This is a genomic window from Bradyrhizobium sp. 172, from assembly GCF_023101065.1.
GTDB lineage: Bacteria > Pseudomonadota > Alphaproteobacteria > Rhizobiales > Xanthobacteraceae > Bradyrhizobium > Bradyrhizobium canariense_D.
The window spans coordinates 3,681,534-3,704,470 of the sequence record NZ_CP064701.1; the positions used below are offsets into that span (position 1 = coordinate 3,681,534).

At 63.5% G+C, this 22,937-nt stretch carries 22 protein-coding genes and 1 tRNA gene; 17 read left to right on the forward strand and 6 right to left on the reverse strand.

Going from position 1 to position 22,937, the window contains the following annotated elements; translation table 11 throughout:
* Positions 1-46 precede the first annotated feature (46 nt).
* From pepT to IVB07_RS17825, 6 genes are all read right to left on the reverse strand, one after another.
* Entirely contained in the window at positions 47-1,297 is a 1,251-nt protein-coding gene (pepT, locus tag IVB07_RS17800) for a peptidase T (RefSeq protein WP_018455100.1), read from the reverse strand.
* 102 nt (positions 1,298-1,399) lie between these two features.
* Complete coding sequence (locus IVB07_RS17805; protein ID WP_018455099.1) at positions 1,400-1,714, reverse strand: HU family DNA-binding protein; 315 nt, start codon at positions 1,712-1,714, stop codon at positions 1,400-1,402.
* A 193-nt stretch (positions 1,715-1,907) separates the two neighbouring features.
* A tRNA-Asp gene (locus tag IVB07_RS17810) sits at positions 1,908-1,984 on the reverse strand.
* A 160-nt stretch (positions 1,985-2,144) separates the two neighbouring features.
* Entirely contained in the window at positions 2,145-2,348 is a 204-nt protein-coding gene (locus tag IVB07_RS17815; RefSeq protein WP_026232877.1) for a hypothetical protein, read from the reverse strand.
* Between the two features lie 141 nt (positions 2,349-2,489).
* Entirely contained in the window at positions 2,490-3,785 is a 1,296-nt protein-coding gene (locus IVB07_RS17820; RefSeq protein ID WP_026232876.1) for an MFS transporter, read from the reverse strand.
* Positions 3,786-3,845: 60 nt separating this feature from the next.
* Positions 3,846-5,036, reverse strand: coding sequence for an aromatic ring-hydroxylating dioxygenase subunit alpha (locus tag IVB07_RS17825; protein ID WP_018455096.1), 1,191 nt, complete (start codon positions 5,034-5,036; stop codon positions 3,846-3,848).
* 179 nt (positions 5,037-5,215) lie between these two features.
* On the opposite strand from IVB07_RS17825, the gene IVB07_RS17830 reads away from it, so the two are divergent.
* From IVB07_RS17830 to IVB07_RS17910, 17 genes are all read left to right on the forward strand, one after another.
* Entirely contained in the window at positions 5,216-5,731 is a 516-nt protein-coding gene (locus tag IVB07_RS17830) for a MarR family transcriptional regulator (RefSeq protein WP_018455095.1), read from the forward strand.
* Between the two features lie 199 nt (positions 5,732-5,930).
* Positions 5,931-8,183 (forward strand): TonB-dependent siderophore receptor, encoded by a 2,253-nt coding sequence (locus IVB07_RS17835; RefSeq protein ID WP_018455094.1) that lies wholly within the window; start codon positions 5,931-5,933, stop codon positions 8,181-8,183.
* A 571-nt stretch (positions 8,184-8,754) separates the two neighbouring features.
* On the forward strand, positions 8,755-9,120 hold the full coding sequence (locus IVB07_RS17840; protein ID WP_008136158.1) for an NADH-quinone oxidoreductase subunit A: 366 nt from the start codon (positions 8,755-8,757) through the stop codon (positions 9,118-9,120).
* Positions 9,117-9,698 (forward strand): NADH-quinone oxidoreductase subunit B, encoded by a 582-nt coding sequence (locus tag IVB07_RS17845; RefSeq protein WP_026232875.1) that lies wholly within the window; start codon positions 9,117-9,119, stop codon positions 9,696-9,698. Before IVB07_RS17840 ends, IVB07_RS17845 begins: the two co-directional genes overlap by 4 nt.
* 11 nt (positions 9,699-9,709) lie before the next feature.
* Positions 9,710-10,324, forward strand: a complete 615-nt coding sequence (locus IVB07_RS17850) for an NADH-quinone oxidoreductase subunit C (protein WP_018455092.1) — start codon at positions 9,710-9,712, stop codon at positions 10,322-10,324.
* Positions 10,325-10,326: 2 nt separating this feature from the next.
* Positions 10,327-11,523, forward strand: coding sequence for an NADH-quinone oxidoreductase subunit D (locus IVB07_RS17855; protein WP_018455091.1), 1,197 nt, complete (start codon positions 10,327-10,329; stop codon positions 11,521-11,523).
* Positions 11,523-12,485 (forward strand): FkbM family methyltransferase, encoded by a 963-nt coding sequence (locus tag IVB07_RS17860; RefSeq protein WP_018455090.1) that lies wholly within the window; start codon positions 11,523-11,525, stop codon positions 12,483-12,485. Before IVB07_RS17855 ends, IVB07_RS17860 begins: the two co-directional genes overlap by 1 nt.
* Positions 12,486-12,497: 12 nt before the next feature.
* Complete coding sequence (nuoE, locus tag IVB07_RS17865; protein ID WP_247767766.1) at positions 12,498-13,109, forward strand: NADH-quinone oxidoreductase subunit NuoE; 612 nt, start codon at positions 12,498-12,500, stop codon at positions 13,107-13,109.
* Positions 13,109-13,312: a hypothetical protein gene (locus IVB07_RS17870; RefSeq protein ID WP_026232874.1), complete on the forward strand. Its 204-nt coding sequence runs from the start codon at positions 13,109-13,111 to the stop codon at positions 13,310-13,312. Before nuoE ends, IVB07_RS17870 begins: the two co-directional genes overlap by 1 nt.
* 15 nt (positions 13,313-13,327) lie before the next feature.
* On the forward strand, positions 13,328-14,653 hold the full coding sequence (gene nuoF, locus IVB07_RS17875; protein WP_018455087.1) for an NADH-quinone oxidoreductase subunit NuoF: 1,326 nt from the start codon (positions 13,328-13,330) through the stop codon (positions 14,651-14,653).
* 5 nt (positions 14,654-14,658) lie between these two features.
* Positions 14,659-16,734: an NADH-quinone oxidoreductase subunit NuoG gene (nuoG, locus tag IVB07_RS17880; protein ID WP_247362609.1), complete on the forward strand. Its 2,076-nt coding sequence runs from the start codon at positions 14,659-14,661 to the stop codon at positions 16,732-16,734.
* Positions 16,735-16,738: 4 nt separating this feature from the next.
* The gene (gene nuoH / locus IVB07_RS17885) at positions 16,739-17,806 is read left to right on the forward strand and encodes an NADH-quinone oxidoreductase subunit NuoH (protein ID WP_018455085.1); all 1,068 of its coding nucleotides are present in this window, start codon (positions 16,739-16,741) and stop codon (positions 17,804-17,806) included.
* A 14-nt stretch (positions 17,807-17,820) separates the two neighbouring features.
* Positions 17,821-18,309: an NADH-quinone oxidoreductase subunit NuoI gene (nuoI, locus tag IVB07_RS17890; RefSeq protein ID WP_026232873.1), complete on the forward strand. Its 489-nt coding sequence runs from the start codon at positions 17,821-17,823 to the stop codon at positions 18,307-18,309.
* A gap of 9 nt (positions 18,310-18,318) precedes the next feature.
* Positions 18,319-18,957, forward strand: a complete 639-nt coding sequence (locus tag IVB07_RS17895) for an NADH-quinone oxidoreductase subunit J (protein ID WP_018455084.1) — start codon at positions 18,319-18,321, stop codon at positions 18,955-18,957.
* A complete protein-coding gene (gene nuoK, locus IVB07_RS17900; RefSeq protein WP_007603558.1) occupies positions 18,954-19,262 on the forward strand; it encodes an NADH-quinone oxidoreductase subunit NuoK in 309 nt (102 codons plus the stop codon). Before IVB07_RS17895 ends, nuoK begins: the two co-directional genes overlap by 4 nt.
* A 61-nt stretch (positions 19,263-19,323) precedes the next feature.
* Positions 19,324-21,423 (forward strand): NADH-quinone oxidoreductase subunit L, encoded by a 2,100-nt coding sequence (gene nuoL, locus IVB07_RS17905; protein WP_247298475.1) that lies wholly within the window; start codon positions 19,324-19,326, stop codon positions 21,421-21,423.
* Entirely contained in the window at positions 21,424-22,932 is a 1,509-nt protein-coding gene (locus IVB07_RS17910) for an NADH-quinone oxidoreductase subunit M (RefSeq protein WP_018455082.1), read from the forward strand.
* Positions 22,933-22,937 lie beyond the last annotated feature (5 nt).

The window sequence follows — 22,937 nt, forward strand, 5'->3', positions numbered from 1 at the left end:
CGATGGCCGGGAGCGATCCCGGCCATATTGCCTTTTGACGAGAGGCCTAAGCCTTCTCCTCCCAGATCATGGCGAGATGGACGATCGTCTGCACCGCCTTCTCCATGTCCTGCCGGCTGACCCATTCGAGCCGGGAGTGAAATGCGTGCTCGCCGGCGAAGATGTTGGGGCAGGGCAGTCCCATGAAGGACAGGCGGGAGCCGTCGGTGCCGCCGCGGATCGCGGTGCGCATCGGGCGCAGGCCGGCGCGGCGGATCGCTTCGATGGCGTATTCAAGAATGTGCGGGTGGCGATCGATCACCTGCTTCATGTTGCGGTACTGCTCCCGCACCTCGAATGTGTAAGTCGAGCGCGGAAAATCCTTCATCACGTCCTTGACGATGTTCTCGAGCAGGATCTCCTTCTCCTTCAGCCCTTCCTCGGTGAAGTCGCGCACAATGAAGGAGAGCGTAGCCTGCTCCAGCGCACCCTCGATCCCGATCGGATGCAGAAAACCCTGCTTGCCTGATGTCGTCTCGGGCGAGCAGCCTTCCCGGGGCAGGCGCTCGACGATGGCGGCGGCGATCTTGATGGCGTGCTCCATCTTGCCCTTGGCATAGCCGGGATGGGCGCTGACGCCGTTGATGGTGATGGTGGCGCCGTCCGCCGAGAAGGTCTCGTCCTCGACGCTACCCGCGCTCTCGCCGTCCATGGTGTAGCCGAAATCAGCGCCGAGCTTCTTGATGTCGACATTGTCGACGCCGCGGCCGATCTCCTCGTCCGGCGTGAACAGGATCTTGATGGTGCCGTGCTTCACTTGCGGGTTGTTGATGAAGAAATGCGCGGCATCCATGATCTCAGCCACGCCGGCCTTGTTGTCGGCACCGAGCAGCGTGGTGCCGTCGGTGGTGATGATGTCGTTGCCGATCTGGTTCTTCAGCGCCGGATGCTCGGCGAAGCGGATCACCTGGCTGGTATCGCCCGGCAGCGTGATGTCGCCGCCGCGATAGTTCTTCACCATCTGCGGCTTGACGTTCTTGCCGGTGACGTCGGGCGAAGTGTCCATGTGCGAGCAGAAGCAGATCACGGGCACCTTCTTGGTCGTGTTCGCCGGGATCGTTCCATAGACGTAGCCGTAATCATCGAGATGAGCGTCCTCGACGCCCATCTCCCTGAGCTCGGCGGCGAGCACACGGCCGAGATCTTTCTGTTTCTCGGTCGATGGCGAGGCCGGGGATTCCGGATCGGATTGGGTGTCGATGGTGACGTAGCGCAGGAAGCGCTCGGTCACGGTATGCGAAAAGGTGAGGGAGGACATTTCTGGTCAAACCGCCGGGTCAGGGGAGAGAGGCGGTATACCAGAAAAGCAGGGTGCGGTGAGGCCGGAGGAGGCTGATCAGGCTTAACGAAACGTGAGTGGTCAGATCGCCTCTTTTAGTTCCTTGACGGGGCGGAAGGCGACCTTCTTGGTGGCTTTGATGTGGATCGGCTCGCCCGTGGCGGGATTGCGGCCGGTGCGGGCGGCGCGCTTGCGGACCTGGAGGATGCCAAGGCCGACGATGCGGACGCGGTCGCCCTTCTTCAGGTGCTTGGTGATGAGTTCGACCATGTCGGTCAGAACGGCCTCGGCGCGCTTCTTCGACAGGTCCTGGCTCTCCGCAATGTCGGCGGCGAGGTGCTTGAGCGTGATGGTGGCGGGCGCGGCAGGCTTCTTCGTGGAATCCTTCTTAGCCATATCTGGCCTCCTCAATCACAGGGGCCCCGGAAAAGGCGGTAAAGGGTGGGGATCCCTCCAAGTCCTGCAAGGCCTAGACGATTCGGGCTTCGGCTGACTATGGCGCAAGTTCTCGACGGATGCCGGCGATCGCCGTCACAGCCGCGAAAGGCGTGTAGAAGTTTGTTCTAAGGCTATGAAGGAATTGCCAAAATGGCGCGAGAGACGGGGCTCGAACCCGCGACCTCCGGCGTGACAGGCCGGCGCTCTAACCAACTGAGCTACTCCCGCGTGGTTCGCTGACAGCGCGCGGAACGAGGGGGGACTTAAAGGCGGGGCTGGGTGAAGTCAAGGATGTTGCGCTTCACCGGCACATCCCGGCTAAGCATTGCTCTGGAAAACGAAAAAGGCCGCCAGGCGGCGGCCTCTGTCAGCCCCGAGCGGGGCGGTGTCAGCGGATCTCCGACGTCCCTGCGCTCGTCACCACCACCGGCTTCCCGGCCTTGATCACATGGGCGGACTGGGCGGTCTGGCTGTAATCGGCATTGGTGCGGGCTGCGATCCCGAAGCCGGCCACTGTAATTCCGGCCACCAGCGCCACCACCACGATCTTCAGATGGGTCGCACGATCAGCAGAGTGGATAGAGTGGTTCATCTGAGCCTCCCGACGGGCTTTGCCGCCGTCTATGGCTCGTCTTGTAAAGACCGTCTGTTTCCGGATGGTTTCGCGGGTTCCGCAAAATGGTTTCATTAATGCGCCCGGTTGGTTTCGCCGGGCTTGCGGCCTGTACCGGCGTCAGGCGGCCGCCCGGCCGATATCGTCCCGGATCGAGCGCGCCGCCCAGACGAACAGGAGTGCCCCCAGCGTGGTCGTGACCGCCGCCGAGAGCAGGGAATAGCGCACCGCGTCGGCGCCGTAAGCGCCCTTCAGGGCATCGTTGACCACGCCCACGGCGAGCGGGCCGAGGCCCTGGCCGAAGCAGGTGGCAGTGAGCGCGATCAGGGCGGAGGCCAGCGCCCGCATGCTCGGCTTGGCGACCGTCTGCGCGATCGCGAAGATCGGTCCGAGATGGAAGCCGACCAGGAACGAGGTCAGCGCCAGCGTGGCCACCATCAGCGCAAAGTCCTGCGTCAGCATGCACAGCGCGAACACCGGGCCGGCAAGGCCCGAGGTGATGGCGGGCGCCCACAGCTTCCAGCGGTCGTCGCGGCGGCTGATCTGCGCCACCACGAAGCCGCCGAGCAGGGTGCCGGCCATGCCGGCGAGACCCTTGAAGGTGCCGGCATAGGTGCCGATCTCCGCGCTCGACAGATGGTGCACACGCGCCAGGAACGGCGGGATCCACGCCGCGGTCGCATAGTTCGTGTAAGTGGTGAGACAGAAGCCGATCAGCACGATGATGAAGCTTCGCTGCGAGGCCAGGAAGCGCAGCGTCGGCCCGAGCGGCTCGGGCACGAAATTCTCCTGCATGGCGCCGCGCTTCGGCTCGGAGATCGTCAGCCACAGGACAACAGCAAGCAGGATGCCGGGCAGGCCCGCAACGTAGAACGCCATCCGCCAGCCATAGTGCTGGTTGACGTACCCGCCCACGAAATAGCCGAGGAATACGCCGAGATAGGTGCCGACGGCGTAGATGCCGAGCGCGCGCGGACGCTCGTTCTTGGCGAAGAGGTCGGCCACGATCGATTGCGAGGCGGGCGAGCCTGCGGATTCGCCGATGCCGACGCCGATCCTCGCCAGCGCCAACGAGGTGACGCTCGAAGCGGCGCCGCACAACGCCGTCATCGCGCTCCAGAACGCGAAGGCGGCGGCGACGATGTTGCGCCGGTTGAGCCGGTCGGCGACGCGCGCGATGGGGATGCCGAGCAGGGAGTAGAACAGCGCGAATCCGAAGCCCGCGAGCAGGCCCATCATGGTATCGCTGAGCTGAAACTCCTTCTTGATCGGCTCGATCAGCACGTTGAAGATCGTGCGGTCGAGGAAGTTCAGCGCGTAGATGATCGTGAGCAGGCCTAGCACGTAATAGCGCCGCGCCGAGGGCTTTGCCGTCGCGGCCGTTTGCACCGACATTTGTGACGTCACATCGACCATCGCTTCCCCCAATTAGTCTTTGTTATCGTTGTCGGTCCAGCCCTGATTGGGGCTGGCAGGTCAGCCTTCGCGGATGTAATTCCCCGCTTCGAATTCGACGGGAGGCGCGCTTGCATCGAACGAGATTCCGATCGGATCGCGGCCTGCTTCCATCGCCTCGAGCTGGTCGCTCAGCATGCGTCGGATCATGAGGATGCCGCGGTCGCTCTGGCCGAAATGCTCCTCGGAATGGATGGTCTGCGGTCCCTGGCCGACCTGGGCTTCGTAATCGCCCGGAAATCGCTGATGTTCTTCCTCGGTCATGTCCCACCAGAATTTGCCGTTGAATTTCGAGCGCATGCGACCGATGTCGCCGGCGTTCTTGACGCGGCCGGCGACGTAGATGCGGAACGAGGTGTCGTCGATCGGCAGCGTCCAGCCGATCGACTCGACGCGGGCGAATTGCGCCACGCGCGGGTTTGGCACAACGCGCAAGGTGGGGAGCGCCGCCTCGGTGACGCGGTAAAACACCTTGCCGTCATCCTGCTTGCGGATCGAGCGCACGGCGATCCCGCGCGGCGTCTTGTCGAACGTCACCTCCGGCATCGATGCCATCATGTTGGTGAATTGCGGACCCGAGAACGAGCCGTGCAGCACCGGCACGTGGTAGGGATCGACCACGTTCTCGAAATGCTGGAGCCAGTTGCAGGGGATGATCGCGGGACCACCGCCGCCGATCGAGGAATCGTCGGCGTCGACGAACTCGCCGTCGTCCATGGTCTCCAGGCACTCATAGGCCGGCAGCACCGGGCGTTTCTCGGCGGGGCCCAGATAGGCGAAGATGAGCCCGTAGCGCTCCTCGACCGGATACCAGGGCTGGCGCACCTTGTCCTTGAACTGGCCGCCATCGGGCTCGCAGGGCTGCTCCAGGCAATGGCCCTCGGTGTCGAACTTCCAGCCGTGATAACAGCAGCGGATGCCGTCCTCCTCGACCTTGCCATAATAGAGCGTGGTGCCGCGGTGGCAGCAGCGGGCGTGCAGCAGGCCGGCGCGGCCGTGCTTGTCGCGGAACAGCACCAGATCCTCGCCGAGCGCGCGGACCTTCTTCGGAGTGTCGGTTGCGTCTCTGATGAGCCCGACCGGATGCCAGTAGCGGCGGAGCAGTTCGCCCATCGGCGTGCCGCGCATGACCGAGGTGAGCTCGGTGTGGGTGTGCGCCGGCTTCATCGCATAGGCCGTTCCGAGATCGCGATCCCGCTGCGTGATGGTCATGCTGGTCCTCCCGCAATCGGCCGTACCGGCCGGGCTTTTTTGATGCCTTGTACCAAGTGAAGATTAGATCGATGACAATGTCAACGATTTCCAAATGCCTCTTATCGCATTCGGATCAGGCTGGGGAGGTCGCGCTACCAAGACTTGGCACGCCGCGGCTTTCTTGGCAGAGGTGGACCATGAGCCAGACATCAGGCAGGGACGGGCGCACATCGTCCGATGCGGACGAAAGTCAGTCGCTGGCGCCGATCACCGTCATGCTGTCGTCGCGGCTGATGGTGCTGGCCAATTTGCTCAAGCGCGGCGCCATCCTGCGCTACAAGCGTCTCGCCGGATTGTCATCGGTCGAGTTCGGCCTGGTCGCCTCGCTTGGCCGGCGGCCGCCGATGAGCGTGGCGCGGCTCGCGGAAGCCGTCGGGCAGGACAAGGGGCAGATCAGCCGCGCGCTTGCGGAACTCGTGTCGCGCAAGCTGATCGCGAAATCGGCGAACCCGAAGGACAGCCGCGAGGTGCTGGTCTCGCTGACCGCAACGGGCCTCGCGGCGCATGATGCGATCGTCGCCGGTGCGCAGGAGCGCAATCGGCGTTTGCGCGAACATTTGAGCGAAGCCGAGTTCGAGACGCTGCTGCAGCAGGTCGATCAATTGACGGCAATCGCCGCCGAGATGCTCGAGAGCGAGAAGATTTCGCGCTGACGTTTCGGCGATCCGGGAACATGTTGGATCGCTTCCAAGACCCTTTCCAAGACTCTTTCTAAGACTCCTTCTAAGAGGCTTTCAATTAGGGAATTCGCGCGCGCTGCCCTAAGCGTCACCGCAAGCGCATGCCGTCATGGGCCGACAGCATGTGCCATCAGAACACGCAGTTTTGGGGTTGCGCGTGAACAGTCTTGGAATGCTGCGGTCGGCCATGTTGGCGACCGCATCCGCTTGGGTTTTGCTGCCGCAGGCATCGCTTGCACAATCTCCTGCGCAGATGATTGGCGCGCAGAACATTCCGTCGGTGACCGTCGCCGCGCCGGAAGCGCGCCGACGAGCCATCTCCGTGCAGCGCCGTGCGCCGCGATCGTCCCAGCAGACCGCCAACCGAAACAGGCCGCAGCCGCCGCGCAATGTCGGTTTCGTCGAGACCCCGCTCGGCCCGGTGCACGGCTACGTCGCCGGCCGCAGCTCGTCCGGCACCAAGACCAACACGCCGATCATGGAGACGCCGCAGGCGGTGTCGGTGATCGGCGCGGAGCAGATTCGCGACCAGAAGGCGAACAAGCTCGACGAGGTCCTGCGCTATACTGCTGGAGTCCGCGCCGGGACCTTCGGCGCGGACACGCGCAACGACTGGTGGCTGATCCGCGGCTTTAAGTCCGACGACGTCGGACTGTTTCTCGACGGCATGCAGCTGTTCTACACCTCCTATGCGAGCTGGAAGCTCCAGACGCCCAACATGGAGCGCGTCGAGGTGCTGCGCGGTCCATCGGCCGTGCTCTATGGCGGATCGAGCCCGAGCGGCATCGTCAACGTCATCAGCAAGATGCCGCCGGCGGAGCCCGTCCGTTTCATCGAGACCGGCGTCAACAATTTCGGCAACGCCTATGTCGGCTTCGATGTTGGCGGTCCGGTCGCAACGAGCCACGAGAACGGCAAGCTGTTCTACCGCGTCGTCGGTCAGGTCCAGAACGGCCCCACGCAGGTCAATTTCACGCCGGACAACAACTACTTCATCGCGCCGTCGGTGACCTGGAAGCCGGACGCCGACACGAGGTTCACGGTACTGGCTTCAGCTTCCCGGCAGGAAACCCGTGGCATCAACTTCCTGCCCTATGAGGGCACGGTGATCAACGCTCGGTTCGGCAAGATCCCGACCAGCTTTTTCGCTGGCGATCCCAGCGTCGACAAGTTCACGCGCGAGCAGGAGATGCTGGGCTATCAGTTCGAGCGCAATCTCACCGACGATTTGACGTTCCGGCAGAATGCGCGCTTTGCCCATGTCGATGTGACCTATCGCGGCTATGTCGGCAATAATTGGGCTGACATCAACACGGCCAGTCTCGGTCGCTATAATTGGTATGCGAAGAACACCGCCAACCAGGCCAATCTCGACAATCAGCTGGAGTACCGCTTCAACACCGGCGCGGTGCGGCATACGATGCTGTTCGGGGTCGATTTGAAGGGCTACCAGATCGACGATTATCAGGCTTTCAACTTCGGCACCGTCCCTTCGATCAACGTCTTCAATCCCGCCTACGGGTTTGACATTCCGTTGACGGGCGCACCGTTCCGCAACTTCCAGATCACGCAGAAGCAGGCGGGCACCTATCTTCAGGACCAGATGAAGCTCGGCAACTTCACGCTGGTGCTGAGCGGCCGCAACGATTGGGTCGAGACGACGCAGGCTGCCCGTGATACCGGCGCCACGCTTGCCAGCCGCGACGACAGCAGGTTCAGCGGGCGCGCCGGGCTGATCTACAATTTCGACAACGGCATCGCGCCCTATGTGTCCTACGCCACGAGCTACAATCCGATCATCGGCCTCAACGCGCAAAACCAGCTGTTCCTGCCGGAGACCGGCCAGCAGACGGAAATCGGCGTGAAGGTCGCGCCGCGGGGATTTGACGGCTACTTCACCGCTTCGGTGTTCGACTTGAAACGTCAGCATGTGGCAACGACCGATCCGGTTTTCACGACCTTGCAGAACCAGACCGGCGAGGTGACCTCGCGCGGCATCGAGATCGAAGCGGTGGCGAACGCCACGCGTGAGCTGAAGCTGATCGGCTCGTTCACGGCCTACCGTTTGTTCAACAGCAGGGATCTGGACCCGGCGCTGGTCGGCAAGACCCCGACCAACACGCCTGAGCTCCTGGTGTCCGGCTGGGCGGACTACACCTTCAAGGACGGGCCACTCGCGGGGTTCGGCTTCGGCGGCGGTCTCCGCTATATCGGTTCGTCGTGGGCGGATACCGCCAATACCCTCGAGGTTCCCGCGGTCGTGCTCGGCGATCTCGCGCTCCACTACGAATGGCAGAACTGGCGCACCGCGCTGAACGTGGTCAATTTGACCGACAAGATCTACGTCGCGAGCTGCGCGGCGGCGTCATCCTGCTTCTACGGCGACCGCCGGCGCGTCACCGCCAGCGTCTCCTACAAATGGTGAGGCAAATGACGAGAACAGGCGAGGGAAGGCCATCGTGAGAGCCTGACCGGCCCGTCGCCGGCTTCCACCACGAGATCGATGAGCTCGCGGGTCATGCCCCCCGGCCCGAAGCTCATGCGAGTGCGGCGCGCGACGACCCAGCCATGTCGCCGCCGCGCTCGCCACCCATTTTCCGCTGCGGCGAAGTGGGCGCCTCCTGCCCGACACATTCGCCAGACGAGCCCAGGTCCGATCGTGATGCATGGCTCCCGGGTCGCTCGCCCGATAATGGGCGCGCTTGCCTCGTTATAATCTGGACTTTGCAGCGTCGCGGCCTAGATAAAGTGAGCCTTCCCAACCACGGACGTCACGGCCCAGCGCGTGTGGACTGATCGGGGCGCCCTTGCTGGGGCTGTCGATCTGCTCCATACCAGCCGCGGGGTGATTCCGGGATTTCCACCGTTCTGAGGGCGACAAAGGGCCTAAAAAGAGCGTGTCTTGCGCCCATTGGTGCACTGCGCTAAGGCTCAGAACAATTCCAAACTGGACGAATCCGTGGCTGTCCCGAGGCTGCGGGAAAAAGGGCTCGTCAATGAGCGGCATTCTGCAGAACTATCTTCCACTCGTCGTCTTCATAGGGGTAGCGGGCCTCATTGGCCTGGTGCTGCTGATCGCGCCGTTCATCGTGGCGTTCCAGCAGCCGGACCCGGAAAAGCTGTCGGCGTATGAGTGCGGTTTCAACGCCTTCGACGACGCCCGCATGAAGTTCGACGTCCGCTTCTATCTCGTCGCCATCCTCTTCATCATCTTCGACCTCGAGGTGGCGTTCCTGTTTCCCTGGGCGGTGGCGTTCGGCAAGCTTGGCGCGACCGGCTTCTGGTCCATGGTGGTGTTCCTCGCCGTGCTGACGGTCGGGTTCGCCTATGAATGGAAGAAAGGCGCACTGGAATGGGATTGACCCCTACGTCGTCCGCCGGTCCGGTTCTCGCGCCGGCCCCCAAGGGCATCCTGGACCCGTCGACCGGCAAGCCGGTCGGGGCCAATGATCCGTTCTTCCTCGAGGTCAATTCGGAACTGTCCGACAAGGGCTTCTTCGTGGCCGCGACCGACGACCTCATCACCTGGGCGCGCACCGGCTCGCTGATGTGGATGACCTTCGGTCTCGCCTGCTGCGCAGTCGAGATGATGCAGGTCTCGATGCCGCGCTACGACGTCGAGCGCTTCGGCTTCGCGCCGCGCGCTTCACCGCGTCAGTCGGACGTGATGATCGTCGCGGGGACCCTGACCAATAAGATGGCGCCTGCGTTGCGCAAGGTCTACGACCAGATGCCCGAGCCGCGCTACGTCATCTCGATGGGCTCCTGCGCCAACGGCGGCGGCTATTATCACTATTCCTACTCGGTCGTGCGCGGTTGTGACCGCATCGTGCCGATCGACATCTATGTGCCGGGCTGCCCGCCCACGGCGGAAGCGCTGCTCTACGGCGTGCTGCTGCTGCAGAAGAAGATCCGCCGCACCGGCACAATCGAACGCTAAGGTTTTACGTCATGGACGACGCCAAGCTCGACGCCCTGGGGCAGACGATCGTTAGCGCGCTTCCGGGCGCCGCCATCGGTCATTCGGTGGCCTTCAACCAACTCACGGTGGATGTCGAGGTCAGCAAAATCGTCGAGGTGGTCAAGTACCTGCGCGATGACCCGAACTGCCGCTTCATCAACTTCACCGACATCACGGCCGCGGATTATCCGTCGCGCGAAAAACGCTTCGACGTGATCTATCACTTCCTGTCACCGACCCTGAACGCGCGGATCCGGCTCAAGGCCCAGGCGGACGAGACCACGCAGGTGCCGTCGCTGATCGAGGTGTTTCCCGGGGCCGACTGGTTCGAGCGCGAGGCCTACGACCTCTATGGCGTGATCTTCGTCGGCCATCCCGACATGCGCCGCCTCCTGACCGATTACGGCTTCGAGGGTCATCCGCTGCGCAAGGATTTCCCGACCACCGGCTTCCTCGAGGTCCGCTACGACGACCAGGAGAAGCGGGTGGTGTACGAGCCGGTCAGGCTCAACCAGGAATTCCGCAAGTTCGACTTTTTGTCCCCGTGGGAGGGCGCCGACTATCCGGTCCTTCCAGGGGATGAAAAAGCAGGGCCGAAGGTCTGATCATGAACGAGCAACCCGAAGTCCTTCGCAACTTCACCATCAACTTCGGTCCGCAGCATCCGGCGGCGCACGGCGTGCTGCGCCTGGTGCTGGAGCTTGACGGCGAAGTCGTCGCCCGCGTCGACCCGCATATCGGCCTGCTTCACCGCGGCACCGAAAAGCTGATCGAGCAGAAGACCTATCTGCAGGCGATCCCTTATTTCGACCGCCTGGACTACGTCGCGCCGATGAACCAGGAGCACGCCTTCTGCATGGCTGCAGAAAAGCTGCTCGGCATCGAGGTGCCGCGCCGCGCGCAGCTGATCCGCGTGCTCTATTGCGAGATCGGCCGCATCCTGTCGCATTTGCTCAACGTCACCACGCAGGCGATGGACGTCGGCGCGCTGACCCCGCCGCTGTGGGGCTTTGAAGAGCGCGAAAAGCTGATGGTGTTCTACGAGCGCGCCTCCGGCAGTCGCATGCACGCAGCCTATTTCCGCGTCGGCGGCGTGCATCAGGACCTGCCGCAGAAGCTGGTCGACGACATCGACGCCTGGTGCGATCCGTTCCTGAAAGTGGTCGAGGATCTCGACCGGCTGCTCACCGCCAACCGCATCTTCAAGCAGCGCAACGTCGACATCGGCGTCGTGTCGCTGAAGGAAGCCTGGGAGTGGGGCTTCTCCGGCGTGATGGTGCGCGGTTCGGGCGCGGCCTGGGATCTGCGCAAGTCGCAGCCCTATGAATGCTACGCCGAGATGGATTTCGATATCCCGATCGGCAAGAACGGCGACTGCTATGACCGCTATCTGATCCGCATGGAAGAGATGCGCCAGTCCGTGCGCATCATGAAGCAGTGCATCCAGAAGCTGAACGCGGCCGACGGGAAGGGTCCCGTCGTCGTCGAGGACAACAAGGTCGCGCCGCCGCGCCGTGGCGAGATGAAGCGCTCGATGGAAGCGCTGATCCACCACTTCAAGCTCTACACCGAAGGCGTCCACGTGCCCGCCGGCGAGGTCTATGCGGCGGTCGAGGCGCCGAAGGGCGAGTTCGGCGTCTTTCTGATCTCGGACGGCACCAACAAGCCCTACAAGTGCAAGATCCGCGCGCCCGGCTTTGCGCATCTGCAGGCGATGGACCACATCTGCCGCGGTCATCTGCTCGCCGACGTCTCGGCGATCCTCGGCTCGCTCGACATCGTGTTCGGAGAGGTCGATCGGTGATGGCGCAGGCGCCGATCCAGTTTGACCGCGCCTCGGGGGCCCTTGAAGGGGCCAACCTGTGGGAGCGGACGGCTGCCTTGGCGCTGGTGACGGGATCGAAGATCTCGTCGCACTTCTCGCATATGGGCTACATCGCCTGCGCCAATCTGCTGCGCAAGACGCTGCCCGAGCGCAATATCGCGATCAAGCTCAATCCCGACGCCGTGTTCGAATTTCCCTACGGCGATGGCTATTGGAGCAAGCTGCTCAACCGCTCCTACAATTACGAGGACGAGCTGGAGCTGTTGTTCGCCGATTCCATCGACGTCGACTACACGCTGCTCGATTGCGGCGCGAATTACGGCTATTGGTCGGTGCTGGTGTCGAGCAAGCCGTTCGGCTCGCACAAGGCGATCGCGATCGAGCCGTCGGGGCAGAACTATCCGAAGCTTGACAACAACGCCCGCATTAACGCCAGCCGCTTCGAGACCATGAAATGCGCGATCGGCGCGGCCCGTGGCACCGCGCGTCTGTCAGGCACCAAGCACGAGGCCTTTAGCATCGCCGGCGATGCGTCGGCGGGCGGCGAGGATGTGCCGGTCATTGCGCTGGATAATCTGATCGACGACGGCAAGGTCGCAGGCACCGGCAAGTACCTGATCAAGCTCGACGTCGAGGGCGTCGAGATCGAGGCGATCAAGGGCGGCGCCCGGCTGCTCCAGGCCGACAGCGTCATCATGTGCGAGGAGCACGGCAGCGACCGTTCGCACGCGGTCTCGCGCTACATCCTCGAACACACCCCGCTGAAGCTGATCGTCTACGATCCCAGCACCCGACGTATGGAAACGGTGACCGAGCTGTCGATCCTCGACCGCATCAAGGTCTCCACCCACGTCGGCTACAATGTTTTCGGCACCGCAAGCGCATTCTGGCAGGACAGGATCAATGCCCTGAATGCGAAAACAGCGCGCCGCGTGCAGTGAGAGATTGAAGAGATGTCCGTTCGCCGATTAGCACCGAAGGAAGTCCAGCCCGCGAGCTTTGCGTTCACGGAGGAGAACCTCGCGTTCGCCAAGCAGCAGATCGCGAAATATCCGGCCGGACGCCAGGCTTCGGCCGTCATCGCCATCCTCTGGCGGGCGCAGGAGCAGCACGACGGCTGGGTCTCGGAAGCCGCGATCCGCGTCATCGCCGACATGCTCGACATGCCCTATATCCGCGTGCTCGAGGTCGCCACCTTCTACACGATGTTCCAGCTCGCCCCGGTCGGCAAGAAGGCCCACGTCCAGGTCTGCGGCACCACGCCGTGCCGCCTGCGCGGCGCCGAGGATCTGATCCACGTCTGCGAGCACCGCATTCATCACGAGCCCTTCCATCTCTCCAAGGACGGCAATTTCAGCTGGGAGGAGGTGGACTGCCTCGGTGCCTGCGTGAATGCGCCGATGGTGCTGATCGGCAAGGATACCTATGAGGATCTGACCAAGGAAAGCTTCGGCAAGGTGCTCGATGGCTTTGCCTCGGGCAACCCGCCCAAGCCCGGTCCGCAGAACGGCCGCCAGTTCTCGGCGCCGACCGGTGGGCCGACAACGCTGAAGGAAATCACCTGATGCGTGATCTCTCACCGCCAGTTGAAGGGAGCAGTGTTGTGAAGAAGTGGGGCTTCGTCGCAATGCATTCCGCCGTGGCGGCCACATTCATTTTCCTGCTTCAGCGCTTCGCCCTGAACGCGTCGCTGGAATCCAGTCTGCTCTGGGCGCTGACCTTCGCCGTCTGCGCCGCCGGGCTTGCCTACAAGCAAGCCAACCGTTGATCGGAAAGCACTGACATGCTCGAGGACAAGGACCGCATCTTCAAGAACCTCTACGGCCTCCACGATTGGGGGCTCGAGGGCGCGCGGCGCCGCGGCGCCTGGGATGGTACGAAGAACATCATCGACAAGGGCCGTGACTGGATCATCAACGAGATGAAGGCGTCGGGGCTGCGCGGCCGCGGTGGCGCCGGCTTCCCGACCGGCCTGAAATGGTCGTTCATGCCGAAGGAATCGACCGACGGAAGGCCGAGCTATCTCGTCGTCAACGCCGACGAATCCGAGCCCGGGACTTGCAAGGATCGCGAGATCATGCGGCACGATCCGCATCTCCTGATCGAGGGCTGCCTGATCGCGAGCTGCGCGATGAACGCGCATGCCTGCTACATCTATGTCCGCGGCGAGTTCATCCGCGAGCGCGAGCATCTCCAGGCGGCGATCGACCAGGCCTATGAGGCCAAGCTGGTCGGCAAGGACAACGTCAACGGCTGGCCGTTCGACATCTACGTCGCCCACGGCGCCGGCGCCTATATCTGCGGCGAGGAAACCGCGCTGCTCGAGAGCCTCGAAGGCAAGAAGGGCCAGCCGCGCCTGAAGCCGCCGTTCCCGGCCAATGTCGGCCTGTACGGCTGCCCGACCACCGTCAACAATGTCGAGTCGATCGCGGTTGCGCCGGACATCCTGCGCCGTGGCGCGGCATGGTTCGCCGGCATCGGTCGTCCGAACAATGTCGGCACCAAGCTGTTCTGCATCTCCGGCCATGTCGAGCGGCCCTGCAACGTCGAAGAGGCCATGGGCATTCCGTTCCGTGAGCTGATCGAGAAGCATTGCGGCGGCATCCGCGGTGGCTGGGACAACCTCAAGGCCGTGATCCCCGGCGGCTCCTCCGTGCGCATGGTGCCGGCCGAGCAGATCATCGACACGCCGATGGATTTCGACAGCTTGAGCAAGCTGCGCTCGGGTCTCGGCACCGCGGCCGTGATCGTGATGGACAAGTCGACCGATTTGATCCGCGCCATCGCCCGCATCTCCTATTTCTACAAGCATGAGAGCTGCGGCCAGTGCACGCCGTGCCGCGAAGGCACCGGCTGGATGTGGCGCGTCTTGACCCGCATGGCCGAAGGCCGCGCCCACAAGCGCGAGATCGACATGCTGCTGGAAGTCACCAAGCAGGTCGAAGGTCACACCATCTGCGCGCTCGGCGACGCGGCGGCGTGGCCGATCCAGGGCCTGATCGCGCATTTCCGTCATGAGATCGAAGCGCGCATCGACCAATATTCGCACAAGTCCGACATCGACGATATCGGCGTCCGCGATCCCGTGAACATGGTCGCGGCGGAGTAGAGAGAATGACCAAGCTCATCATCGACGGTAAAGAGATCGATGTCCCCGCCGAATACACGCTGCTCCAGGCGTGCGAAGCGGCCGGCGCCGAGATTCCGCGCTTCTGCTATCATGAGCGGCTGTCGATCGCCGGCAATTGCCGGATGTGCCTCGTCGAGGTGAAGGGCGGCCCGAAGCCGGTCGCGAGCTGCGCCTGGGGCGTGCGCGATTGCCGTCCGGGTCCCAAGGGCGAGCCGCCGGAGATCTCCACCCGTTCGCCGATGGTGAAGAAGGCGCGCGAAGGCGTGATGGAATTCCTTCTGATCAACCATCCGCTGGATTGCCCGATCTGCGATCAGGGCGGCGAGTGCGACCTCCAGGACCAGGCGATGGGCTACGGTGTCGACACCAGCCGCTTCGCCGAGAACAAGCGCGCGGTCGAGGACAAATATCTCGGCGCGTTGGTCAAGACCTCGATGAACCGCTGCATCCAGTGCACCCGCTGCGTCCGCTTCTCGGCGGAAGTGGCCGGCGCCCCCGAAATGGGTGCGACCGGCCGCGGCGAGGACATGGAGATCACGACCTATCTCGAGCACGCGCTGACCTCGGAATTGCAAGGCAATCTCGTCGACATCTGCCCGGTCGGCGCGCTGACCTCGAAGCCCTATGCTTTCGCCGCGCGCCCGTGGGAGCTCGGCAAGACCCAGTCGATCGACGTGATGGACGGCGTGGGATCCGCGATCCGCGTCGACACCCGCGGCCGCGAAGTGATGCGTATCCTGCCGCGCATCAACGAGGCCGTGAACGAGGAGTGGATCTCCGACAAGACCCGTCACGTCGTCGACGGCCTGCGCACCCAGCGTCTCGACCGGCCCTATATCCGCGAAGCCGGCAAGCTGCGCGCGGCGAGCTGGCCCGAGGCCTTTGCCGCGATCGCCGCGAAAGCGGCCCGCACCGACGGCAAGCGCATCGGCGCGATCGCGGGCGACCTCGCTGGCGTCGAAGAGATGTTCGCGCTGAAGGACTTGCTGGCCAAATACGGCTCGGCCAATCTGGCGGTGCAGGGCGGCGACGCCTTCGATCCCGCGCTCGGCCGCGGCTCCTACATCTTCAATCCGACGCTCGCCGGCGTCGAGCAGGCCGATGCGCTGCTCATCATCGGCGCCAATCCGCGGAAAGAAGCGGCCGTGTTCAATGCCCGCATCCGCAAGCGCTGGCGCGCCGGCGGCTTCAAGGTCGGCGTGATCGGCGCCAAGCCCGACCTCACGTACGACTATGATCACCTCGGCGCGGGCACCGACACGCTGGGTGAGCTCGCGGCCGGCAAGCACTCCTTCATGGACGTGCTGAAGAACGCCAAGAACCCGATCATCCTGGTCGGTGCTGGCGCCGCCTCGCGCCACGACGGCGCCGCCATTCTCGCAGCCGCGGCCAAGCTCGCACTCGACGTCGGCGCGCTCAAGGACGGCTGGAACGGCTTCGGCGTCCTGCACGAGAGCGCCTCGCGCGTCGGCGCTCTCGATATCGGCTTTGTCGCTGGTCAGGGCGGGCTGAATGCGGCGCAGATGACGACGTTCGGGACGCTCGATCTGCTGTTCCTGCTCGGCGCCGACGAGATCAAGCCGTCGGACGGCACCTTCGTCGTCTATATCGGCACCCACGGCGACCGCGGCGCCCATCGGGCCGACGTGATCCTGCCAGCAGCCGCCTATACCGAGAAGTCCGCGATCTACGTCAACACCGAAGGCCGCGTGCAAATGACCGGACGCGCCGCATTCCCGCCGGGCGAGGCCCGCGAGGACTGGGCGATTGTCCGCGCGCTGTCGGAGGCGCTCGGCAAGAAGCTCGGCTATGACTCGCTTTCGGCCCTGCGCCAGGCGATCTTCAAGGCCGTGCCGCATCTGATGCGTCTCGACCAGATCGAGCCCGGCTCGGCCGACCAGATCAAGAAGCTCGCGGGGAAGGGCGGCACGACGGAGAAGGCCCCGTTCAAGCCGCTTGTCGAGGACTTCTATTTGACCAACCCAATCGCGCGTGCGTCCGCCGTGATGGCGGAATGTTCGCGGCTTGCCTCCGGGCAGATGCTGACCGCAGCGGAGTGAGCCGATGGAATTCTTCGAAAGCGCATTCTGGACCGGGTTCCTCTGGCCGCTGATCATCATGATCGCGCAGAGCGTCCTGGTGCTGGTCGTTCTGCTGGTGGCGATCGCCTACATCCTGCTCGCCGACCGCAAGATCTGGGCGGCGGTGCAGATCCGCCGCGGCCCGAACGTGGTTGGTCCCTGGGGCCTGCTGCAATCCTTCGCCGACCTCCTGAAGTTCGTGCTGAAGGAGCCGATCATCCCGTCCGGCGCCAACAAGGGCGTGTTTCTTCTTGCTCCCTTGGTCTCGTGCGTGCTCGCGCTCGCGGCCTGGGCGGTGATCCCTACCAATCTCGGCTGGGTGATCTCCGACATCAACGTCGGCGTTCTCTTCATCTTCGCGATCTCGTCGCTGTCGATCTACGGCATCATCATGGCCGGCTGGTCGTCGAACTCGAAATATCCGTTCCTCGCGGCGCTGCGCTCGGCGGCGCAGATGGTGTCCTACGAGGTCTCGATCGGCTTCGTCATCATCACGGTGCTGCTCTGCGCCGGCACGCTGAACCTCTCGGCCGTGGTCGAGGCGCAGCATGTCCGCGGCCTCGCCAGCCTGATCGGGCTGCCGCAGCTCACCATCCTGAACTGGTACGTCTGGCCGCTGTTCCCGATGTTCGTGATCTTCTACGTCTCGGCGCTGGCTGAAACCAACCGCCCGCCGTTCGACCTCGTCGAAGCAGAATCCGAGCTCGTCGCCGGCTTCATGGTCGAGTACGGCTCGACGCCGTATCTTCTGTTCATGCTCGGCGAGTATGTCGCGATTGCCACGATGTGCGCGATGGCGACGATCTTGTTTCTCGGAGGCTGGCTGCCGCCGGTGGACCTGCCGCCCTTCAACTGGGTGCCGGGGATCATCTGGTTCTCGCTGAAACTATTCTTCATGTTCTTCCTGTTCGCGATGGCCAAGGCGATCGTGCCGCGCTACCGCTACGATCAACTGATGCGCCTCGGCTGGAAAGTGTTCCTGCCGTTGTCGCTGGCGATGGTGATCGTGGTGGCCGGTGTGCTGCACTTCGCCGACATCGCGCCGAAGTGAGGGCCGTCATGGGTATCAACATCAACGCCACTGCACGCTCGCTTCTGCTGTCGGAATTCGTCTCGGCGTTCTTCCTCGCCATGCGCTATTTCTTCCAGCCGAAGCCGACGCTGAACTATCCCTTCGAGAAGGGCCCGATCTCCCCGCGCTTCCGCGGCGAGCATGCGCTGCGCCGCTATCCGAACGGAGAAGAGCGCTGCATCGCCTGCAAGCTGTGCGAAGCGGTTTGCCCGGCCCAGGCCATCACCATCGAGGCCGGTCCGCGCCGCAACGACGGCACCCGCCGCACCGTGCGCTACGACATCGACATGGTGAAGTGCATCTATTGCGGCCTCTGCCAGGAAGCCTGTCCGGTCGACGCCATCGTCGAAGGTCCGAACTTCGAGTTCGCGACCGAGACCCGCGAGGAACTGTTCTATGACAAGGCCAAGCTGCTCGCCAATGGCGACCGCTGGGAACGCGAGATCGCGAAAGCGATCGAACTCGACGCGCCGTACCGGTGAGATGAGAGCATGATCCTTCCCGCGCTGTTCTTCTATCTGTTCGCCGGCGTCTGTGTCGCCTCGGCGGTGATGGTGATTGTCTCGCGCAATCCCGTGCACTCGGTGCTGTACCTGATCCTGGCCTTCGTCAACGCCTCCGGTCTGTTCGTGTTGATGGGCGCCGAATTCCTCGCGATGATCCTGATCGTCGTCTATGTCGGTGCGGTCGCGGTCCTGTTCCTGTTCGTGATCATGATGCTCGACGTCGACTTCCTCGAGCTGCGCGAGGGCTTCATCGAATACCTGCCGGTCGGCCTCGTGATCGGCGGCATCTTCCTGTTCGAGCTGCTGCTCACGGTCGGCTTCTGGGTCATCAACCCCGGCGTCGCCAAGACGATCACGGCGGCGATCCCGACCAACGTCTCCAATACCGAGGCGCTCGGCCTGGTGCTCTATACCAAGTACATCCACTACTTCCAGCTCTCGGGCATGGTGCTGCTGGTCGCGATGATCGGCGCCATCGTGCTGACGCTGCGGCACAAGGCGAGCGTCAAGCGGCAGGACATCAACATTCAGAACGCGCGCACGCCCGAAATAGCGATGGCGATACGCAAGGTGGCGCCGGGGCAGGGGCTCCAGGACTCTGACGCGGCGGAGTGGGTGAAATGACGATCGGGCTCGGACACTATCTTGCGGTCGGCGCGATCCTGTTCACGCTCGGGATCCTCGGCATCTTCCTGAACCGCAAGAACATCATCGTCATCCTGATGTCGATCGAGCTGATCCTGCTCGCGGTCAACGTCAACCTCGTGGCGTTCTCGACCTTCCTCGGCGACATCGTCGGGCAGGTCTTCGCGCTCCTGGTGCTCACCGTCGCGGCCGCTGAAGCCGCGATCGGTCTCGCCATCCTGGTGGTCTATTTCCGCAACCGCGGCTCGATCGCGGTTGAGGACGTCAATCTGATGAAGGGCTGATCGCATGATCCGGAAAAGTGGACACCGGTTTTCCGACCAGATCATGCGGAAAGAGTAAATCATGGTCCAGGCAATCGTCTTCCTGCCTCTGCTGGGCGCCATTCTGGCTGGCCTGATCGCGCTGTTCGGCGCGCATGCCCGCAACCCCTCGGGCGACACGGTCGAGCATCACGATGATCACGGTCATGGCGCGCACGCCCATGCGTCGGACACGATCAACGAGGATGCGTCGGTCGTCCACGAGACTCATCACGAACCCGGAGATGGCCACGACGACCACCACGTCTCCGAGCCGCCCGCGGCGGGCTCGCGCGCTGCCGAGCTGATCACCACGGCGTTGCTGTTCGTGTCGGCGGCGCTGTCCTGGATGACGCTGGTCGATGTCGGCTTCATGCACCACGACATGCGCATTCCGCTGCTGCCGTGGATCCTCTCCGGCGATCTCCAGGTCTACTGGACGCTGCGGGTCGACACGCTCACCGCCGTGATGCTGGTGGTCGTGACCACCGTGTCCTCGCTCGTGCACCTCTATTCCATCGGCTACATGGACGAGGATCCGAACCGGCCGCGCTTCTTCGGCTATCTCTCGCTGTTCACCTTCGCCATGCTGATGCTGGTGACCGCCGACAACCTCGTGCAGCTGTTCTTCGGCTGGGAAGGCGTGGGTCTGGCAAGCTACCTCCTGATCGGTTTCTGGTACCAGAAGCCGTCGGCGAACGCCGCCGCCATCAAGGCCTTCGTGGTCAACCGTGTCGGCGATTTCGGCTTCGCGCTCGGCATCTTCGCGATCTTCCTGCTGGCCGGCTCGACCGATTTCGAGACCATCTTCCACGCTGCGCCCGGGTTGACCGGCAAGACCATCGACTTCCTCGGCTGGCACGCCGACGCGCTGACCCTGACCTGCCTGCTGCTGTTCATGGGCGCGATGGGCAAATCGGCGCAGTTCCTGCTGCACACCTGGCTGCCGGACGCGATGGAAGGCCCGACCCCGGTGTCGGCGCTGATCCACGCCGCGACCATGGTCACCGCCGGCGTCTTCATGGTGGCGCGCCTGTCGCCGCTGTTCGAACTCGCGCCGAACGCGCAGGCCGTCGTGATGTTCTTCGGCGCCACTACGGCGTTCTTCGCGGCGACCATTGGCCTGGTCCAGAACGACATCAAGCGCATCGTCGCTTACTCGACCTGTTCGCAGCTCGGCTACATGTTCGTGGCGATGGGAGCAGGGGCCTATTCGGTAGGCATGTTCCATTTGTTCACGCACGCCTTCTTCAAGGCGCTGTTGTTCTTGGGCTCCGGCTCGGTGATCTACGCGATGCATCACGAGCAGGACATCCGCAACATGGGCGGCCTGTGGCGCAAGATCCCCTACACCTACGCGGTGATGGTGGTCGGCACGCTCGCGCTCACGGGATTCCCGCTGACCGCGGGCTATTTCTCCAAGGACGCGATCATCGAGTCCGCCTACGCCTCGCACAATCCGTTCGCGATGTACGGCTTCCTGATGACGGTCGTCGCGGCCGGCCTGACCTCGTTCTACTCGTGGCGCCTCATCTTCAAGACCTTCCACGGCGAGCCGCATGACGAGCACCACTACGAGGCCGCGCATGAAGCGCCGATCTGGATGCTGATCCCGATCGGTGTGCTTGCGGTCGGCTCCATCCTGGCCGGCTTCCCGTTCAAGGAGCTGTTCGCCGGTCACGGCATCGAGGAGTTCTTCCGCGAGTCCGTGAAGATGAACCCGCATATCATCGAGGAGATGCACCACATTCCCGAGACCATCGCCTTCCTGCCGACGGTGATGATGGTGCTGGGCTTCCTGGTGTCATACCTGTTCTACATCCGCCGGCCTTATCTGCCGGTCGAGCTCGCGAACACGCAGCCAATGCTGTACAAGTTCCTGCTCAACAAATGGTACTTCGACGAGCTCTACGACATCATCTTCGTCCGTCCGGCGAAGTGGATTGGCTATCAGCTCTGGAAGAAGGGTGACGGCTTCATCATCGACGGTCTCGGCCCCGATGGCGTCTCAGCCCGCGTGCTGGACGTCACCCGCAACGTCGTGAAAATCCAGACCGGCTATCTCTACCACTACGCGTTCGCCATGCTGATCGGTGCCGCCGGCCTGATCACCTGGTTCATGTTCGGCTTTGGAGGCCAGTAAATGACGACCTGGCCAATTCTATCCGTCACGACGTTCCTGCCGCTGGTCGGCGCGCTGATCGTCTATCTCAGCCGTGGCGACGACGAGGCGGCCCGGCGCAACTCGCGCTGGATCGCGCTGTGGACCACGCTGATCACCTTCGCTGTGTCGGTGATCCTGGTCATGCGGTTCGATGCGTCGAGCGCCGACTTCCAGTTCGTCGAGAAGGCGAACTGGCTTGCCACCGGCATCACCTACCACATGGGCGTGGACGGCATCTCGTTGCCGCTGGTGATCCTGACCACCGCCATCATGCCGTTTTGCATCATCGCGAGCTGGAAGGCGATTACCAACCGCGTCCGCGAATACATGATGGCGTTCCTGATCCTGGAAACGCTGATGATCGGCACCTTCTCGGCGCTCGATCTCGTGCTGTTCTACCTGTTCTTCGAAGGCGGCCTGATCCCGATGTTCCTGATCATCGGCGTCTGGGGCGGTCCGCGCCGGGTCTATGCATCTTTCAAGTTCTTCCTCTACACGCTGCTCGGCTCGGTGCTGATGCTGCTCGCGATCATGGCGCTGTACTGGAACGGCGGCACCACCGACATCCCGACCCTGATGCACACCGCCGTGCCGCGCTCGCTGCAGACCTGGGCGTGGCTCGCCTTCTTCGCCTCGTTCGCGGTGAAGATGCCGATGTGGCCGGTGCACACCTGGCTCCCCGACGCCCACGTCGAGGCGCCGACCGCAGGCTCGGTGGTCCTGGCCGCGATCCTTCTGAAGATGGGCGGCTACGGCTTCCTGCGCTTCTCGCTGCCGATGTTCCCGCTGGCTTCGCACGACTTCGCGCCGCTGGTCTTCACGCTTTCGGCCATCGCCATCATCTACACCTCGTTGGTGGCGCTGATGCAGGAGGACATGAAGAAGCTGATTGCGTACTCCTCGGTGGCGCATATGGGCTTCGTCACCATGGGCATTTTCGCCGGTACCATGCAGGGTGTCGCCGGCGGCGTGTTCCAGATGATCTCGCACGGCATCGTCTCCGGCGCGCTGTTCCTCTGCGTCGGCATCGTCTACGACCGCATGCACACCCGTGAGATCGCGGCCTATGGCGGCCTCGTCAACCGGATGCCGCTCTACGCGCTGACCTTCATGGTCTTCACCATGGCCAATGTCGGCCTGCCCGGCACCTCCGGCTTCGTCGGCGAGTTCATGACGCTGCTCGGTACCTTCAAGGTCTCGATCCCGACCGCGTTCTTCGCCACCTTCGGCGTGATCCTGTCGGCCTGCTACGCGCTGTGGCTCTACCGCAAGGTCGTGTTCGGGGCGCTGGTCAAGCCGTCGCTGGCGAGCATGAAGGATCTCACCTTCCGGGAGGGCTTGACGCTGTTCCCGCTGATCGCGCTGACGATCCTGTTCGGCATCTATCCGAAGCCGGTGCTCGACATGTCGGCGGCCTCGGTCCAGCAACTCGTCAACAATTACAACACCGCTGTGACGGCCGTGAAGGCCGCCGCACTGCTCCAGTGAGCGGG

What these genes read in the sequence shown, in the direction of transcription:
- pepT (WP_018455100.1), bottom strand. Translation starts at nt 1,297, where the DNA reads ATGTCCTCCCTCACCTTTTCGCATACCGTGACCGAGCGCTTCCTGCGC.
- IVB07_RS17805 (WP_018455099.1), bottom strand. Translation starts at nt 1,714, where the DNA reads ATGGCTAAGAAGGATTCCACGAAGAAGCCTGCCGCGCCCGCCACCATC.
- IVB07_RS17815 (WP_026232877.1), bottom strand. Translation starts at nt 2,348, where the DNA reads ATGAACCACTCTATCCACTCTGCTGATCGTGCGACCCATCTGAAGATC.
- IVB07_RS17820 (WP_026232876.1), bottom strand. Translation starts at nt 3,785, where the DNA reads ATGGTCGATGTGACGTCACAAATGTCGGTGCAAACGGCCGCGACGGCA.
- IVB07_RS17825 (WP_018455096.1), bottom strand. Translation starts at nt 5,036, where the DNA reads ATGACCATCACGCAGCGGGATCGCGATCTCGGAACGGCCTATGCGATG.
- IVB07_RS17830 (WP_018455095.1), top strand. Translation starts at nt 5,216, where the DNA reads ATGAGCCAGACATCAGGCAGGGACGGGCGCACATCGTCCGATGCGGAC.
- IVB07_RS17835 (WP_018455094.1), top strand. Translation starts at nt 5,931, where the DNA reads ATGCTGCGGTCGGCCATGTTGGCGACCGCATCCGCTTGGGTTTTGCTG.
- IVB07_RS17840 (WP_008136158.1), top strand. Translation starts at nt 8,755, where the DNA reads ATGAGCGGCATTCTGCAGAACTATCTTCCACTCGTCGTCTTCATAGGG.
- IVB07_RS17850 (WP_018455092.1), top strand. Translation starts at nt 9,710, where the DNA reads ATGGACGACGCCAAGCTCGACGCCCTGGGGCAGACGATCGTTAGCGCG.
- IVB07_RS17855 (WP_018455091.1), top strand. Translation starts at nt 10,327, where the DNA reads ATGAACGAGCAACCCGAAGTCCTTCGCAACTTCACCATCAACTTCGGT.
- IVB07_RS17860 (WP_018455090.1), top strand. Translation starts at nt 11,523, where the DNA reads ATGGCGCAGGCGCCGATCCAGTTTGACCGCGCCTCGGGGGCCCTTGAA.
- nuoE (WP_247767766.1), top strand. Translation starts at nt 12,498, where the DNA reads ATGTCCGTTCGCCGATTAGCACCGAAGGAAGTCCAGCCCGCGAGCTTT.
- IVB07_RS17870 (WP_026232874.1), top strand. Translation starts at nt 13,109, where the DNA reads ATGCGTGATCTCTCACCGCCAGTTGAAGGGAGCAGTGTTGTGAAGAAG.
- nuoF (WP_018455087.1), top strand. Translation starts at nt 13,328, where the DNA reads ATGCTCGAGGACAAGGACCGCATCTTCAAGAACCTCTACGGCCTCCAC.
- nuoG (WP_247362609.1), top strand. Translation starts at nt 14,659, where the DNA reads ATGACCAAGCTCATCATCGACGGTAAAGAGATCGATGTCCCCGCCGAA.
- nuoH (WP_018455085.1), top strand. Translation starts at nt 16,739, where the DNA reads ATGGAATTCTTCGAAAGCGCATTCTGGACCGGGTTCCTCTGGCCGCTG.
- IVB07_RS17895 (WP_018455084.1), top strand. Translation starts at nt 18,319, where the DNA reads ATGATCCTTCCCGCGCTGTTCTTCTATCTGTTCGCCGGCGTCTGTGTC.
- nuoK (WP_007603558.1), top strand. Translation starts at nt 18,954, where the DNA reads ATGACGATCGGGCTCGGACACTATCTTGCGGTCGGCGCGATCCTGTTC.
- nuoL (WP_247298475.1), top strand. Translation starts at nt 19,324, where the DNA reads ATGGTCCAGGCAATCGTCTTCCTGCCTCTGCTGGGCGCCATTCTGGCT.
- IVB07_RS17910 (WP_018455082.1), top strand. Translation starts at nt 21,424, where the DNA reads ATGACGACCTGGCCAATTCTATCCGTCACGACGTTCCTGCCGCTGGTC.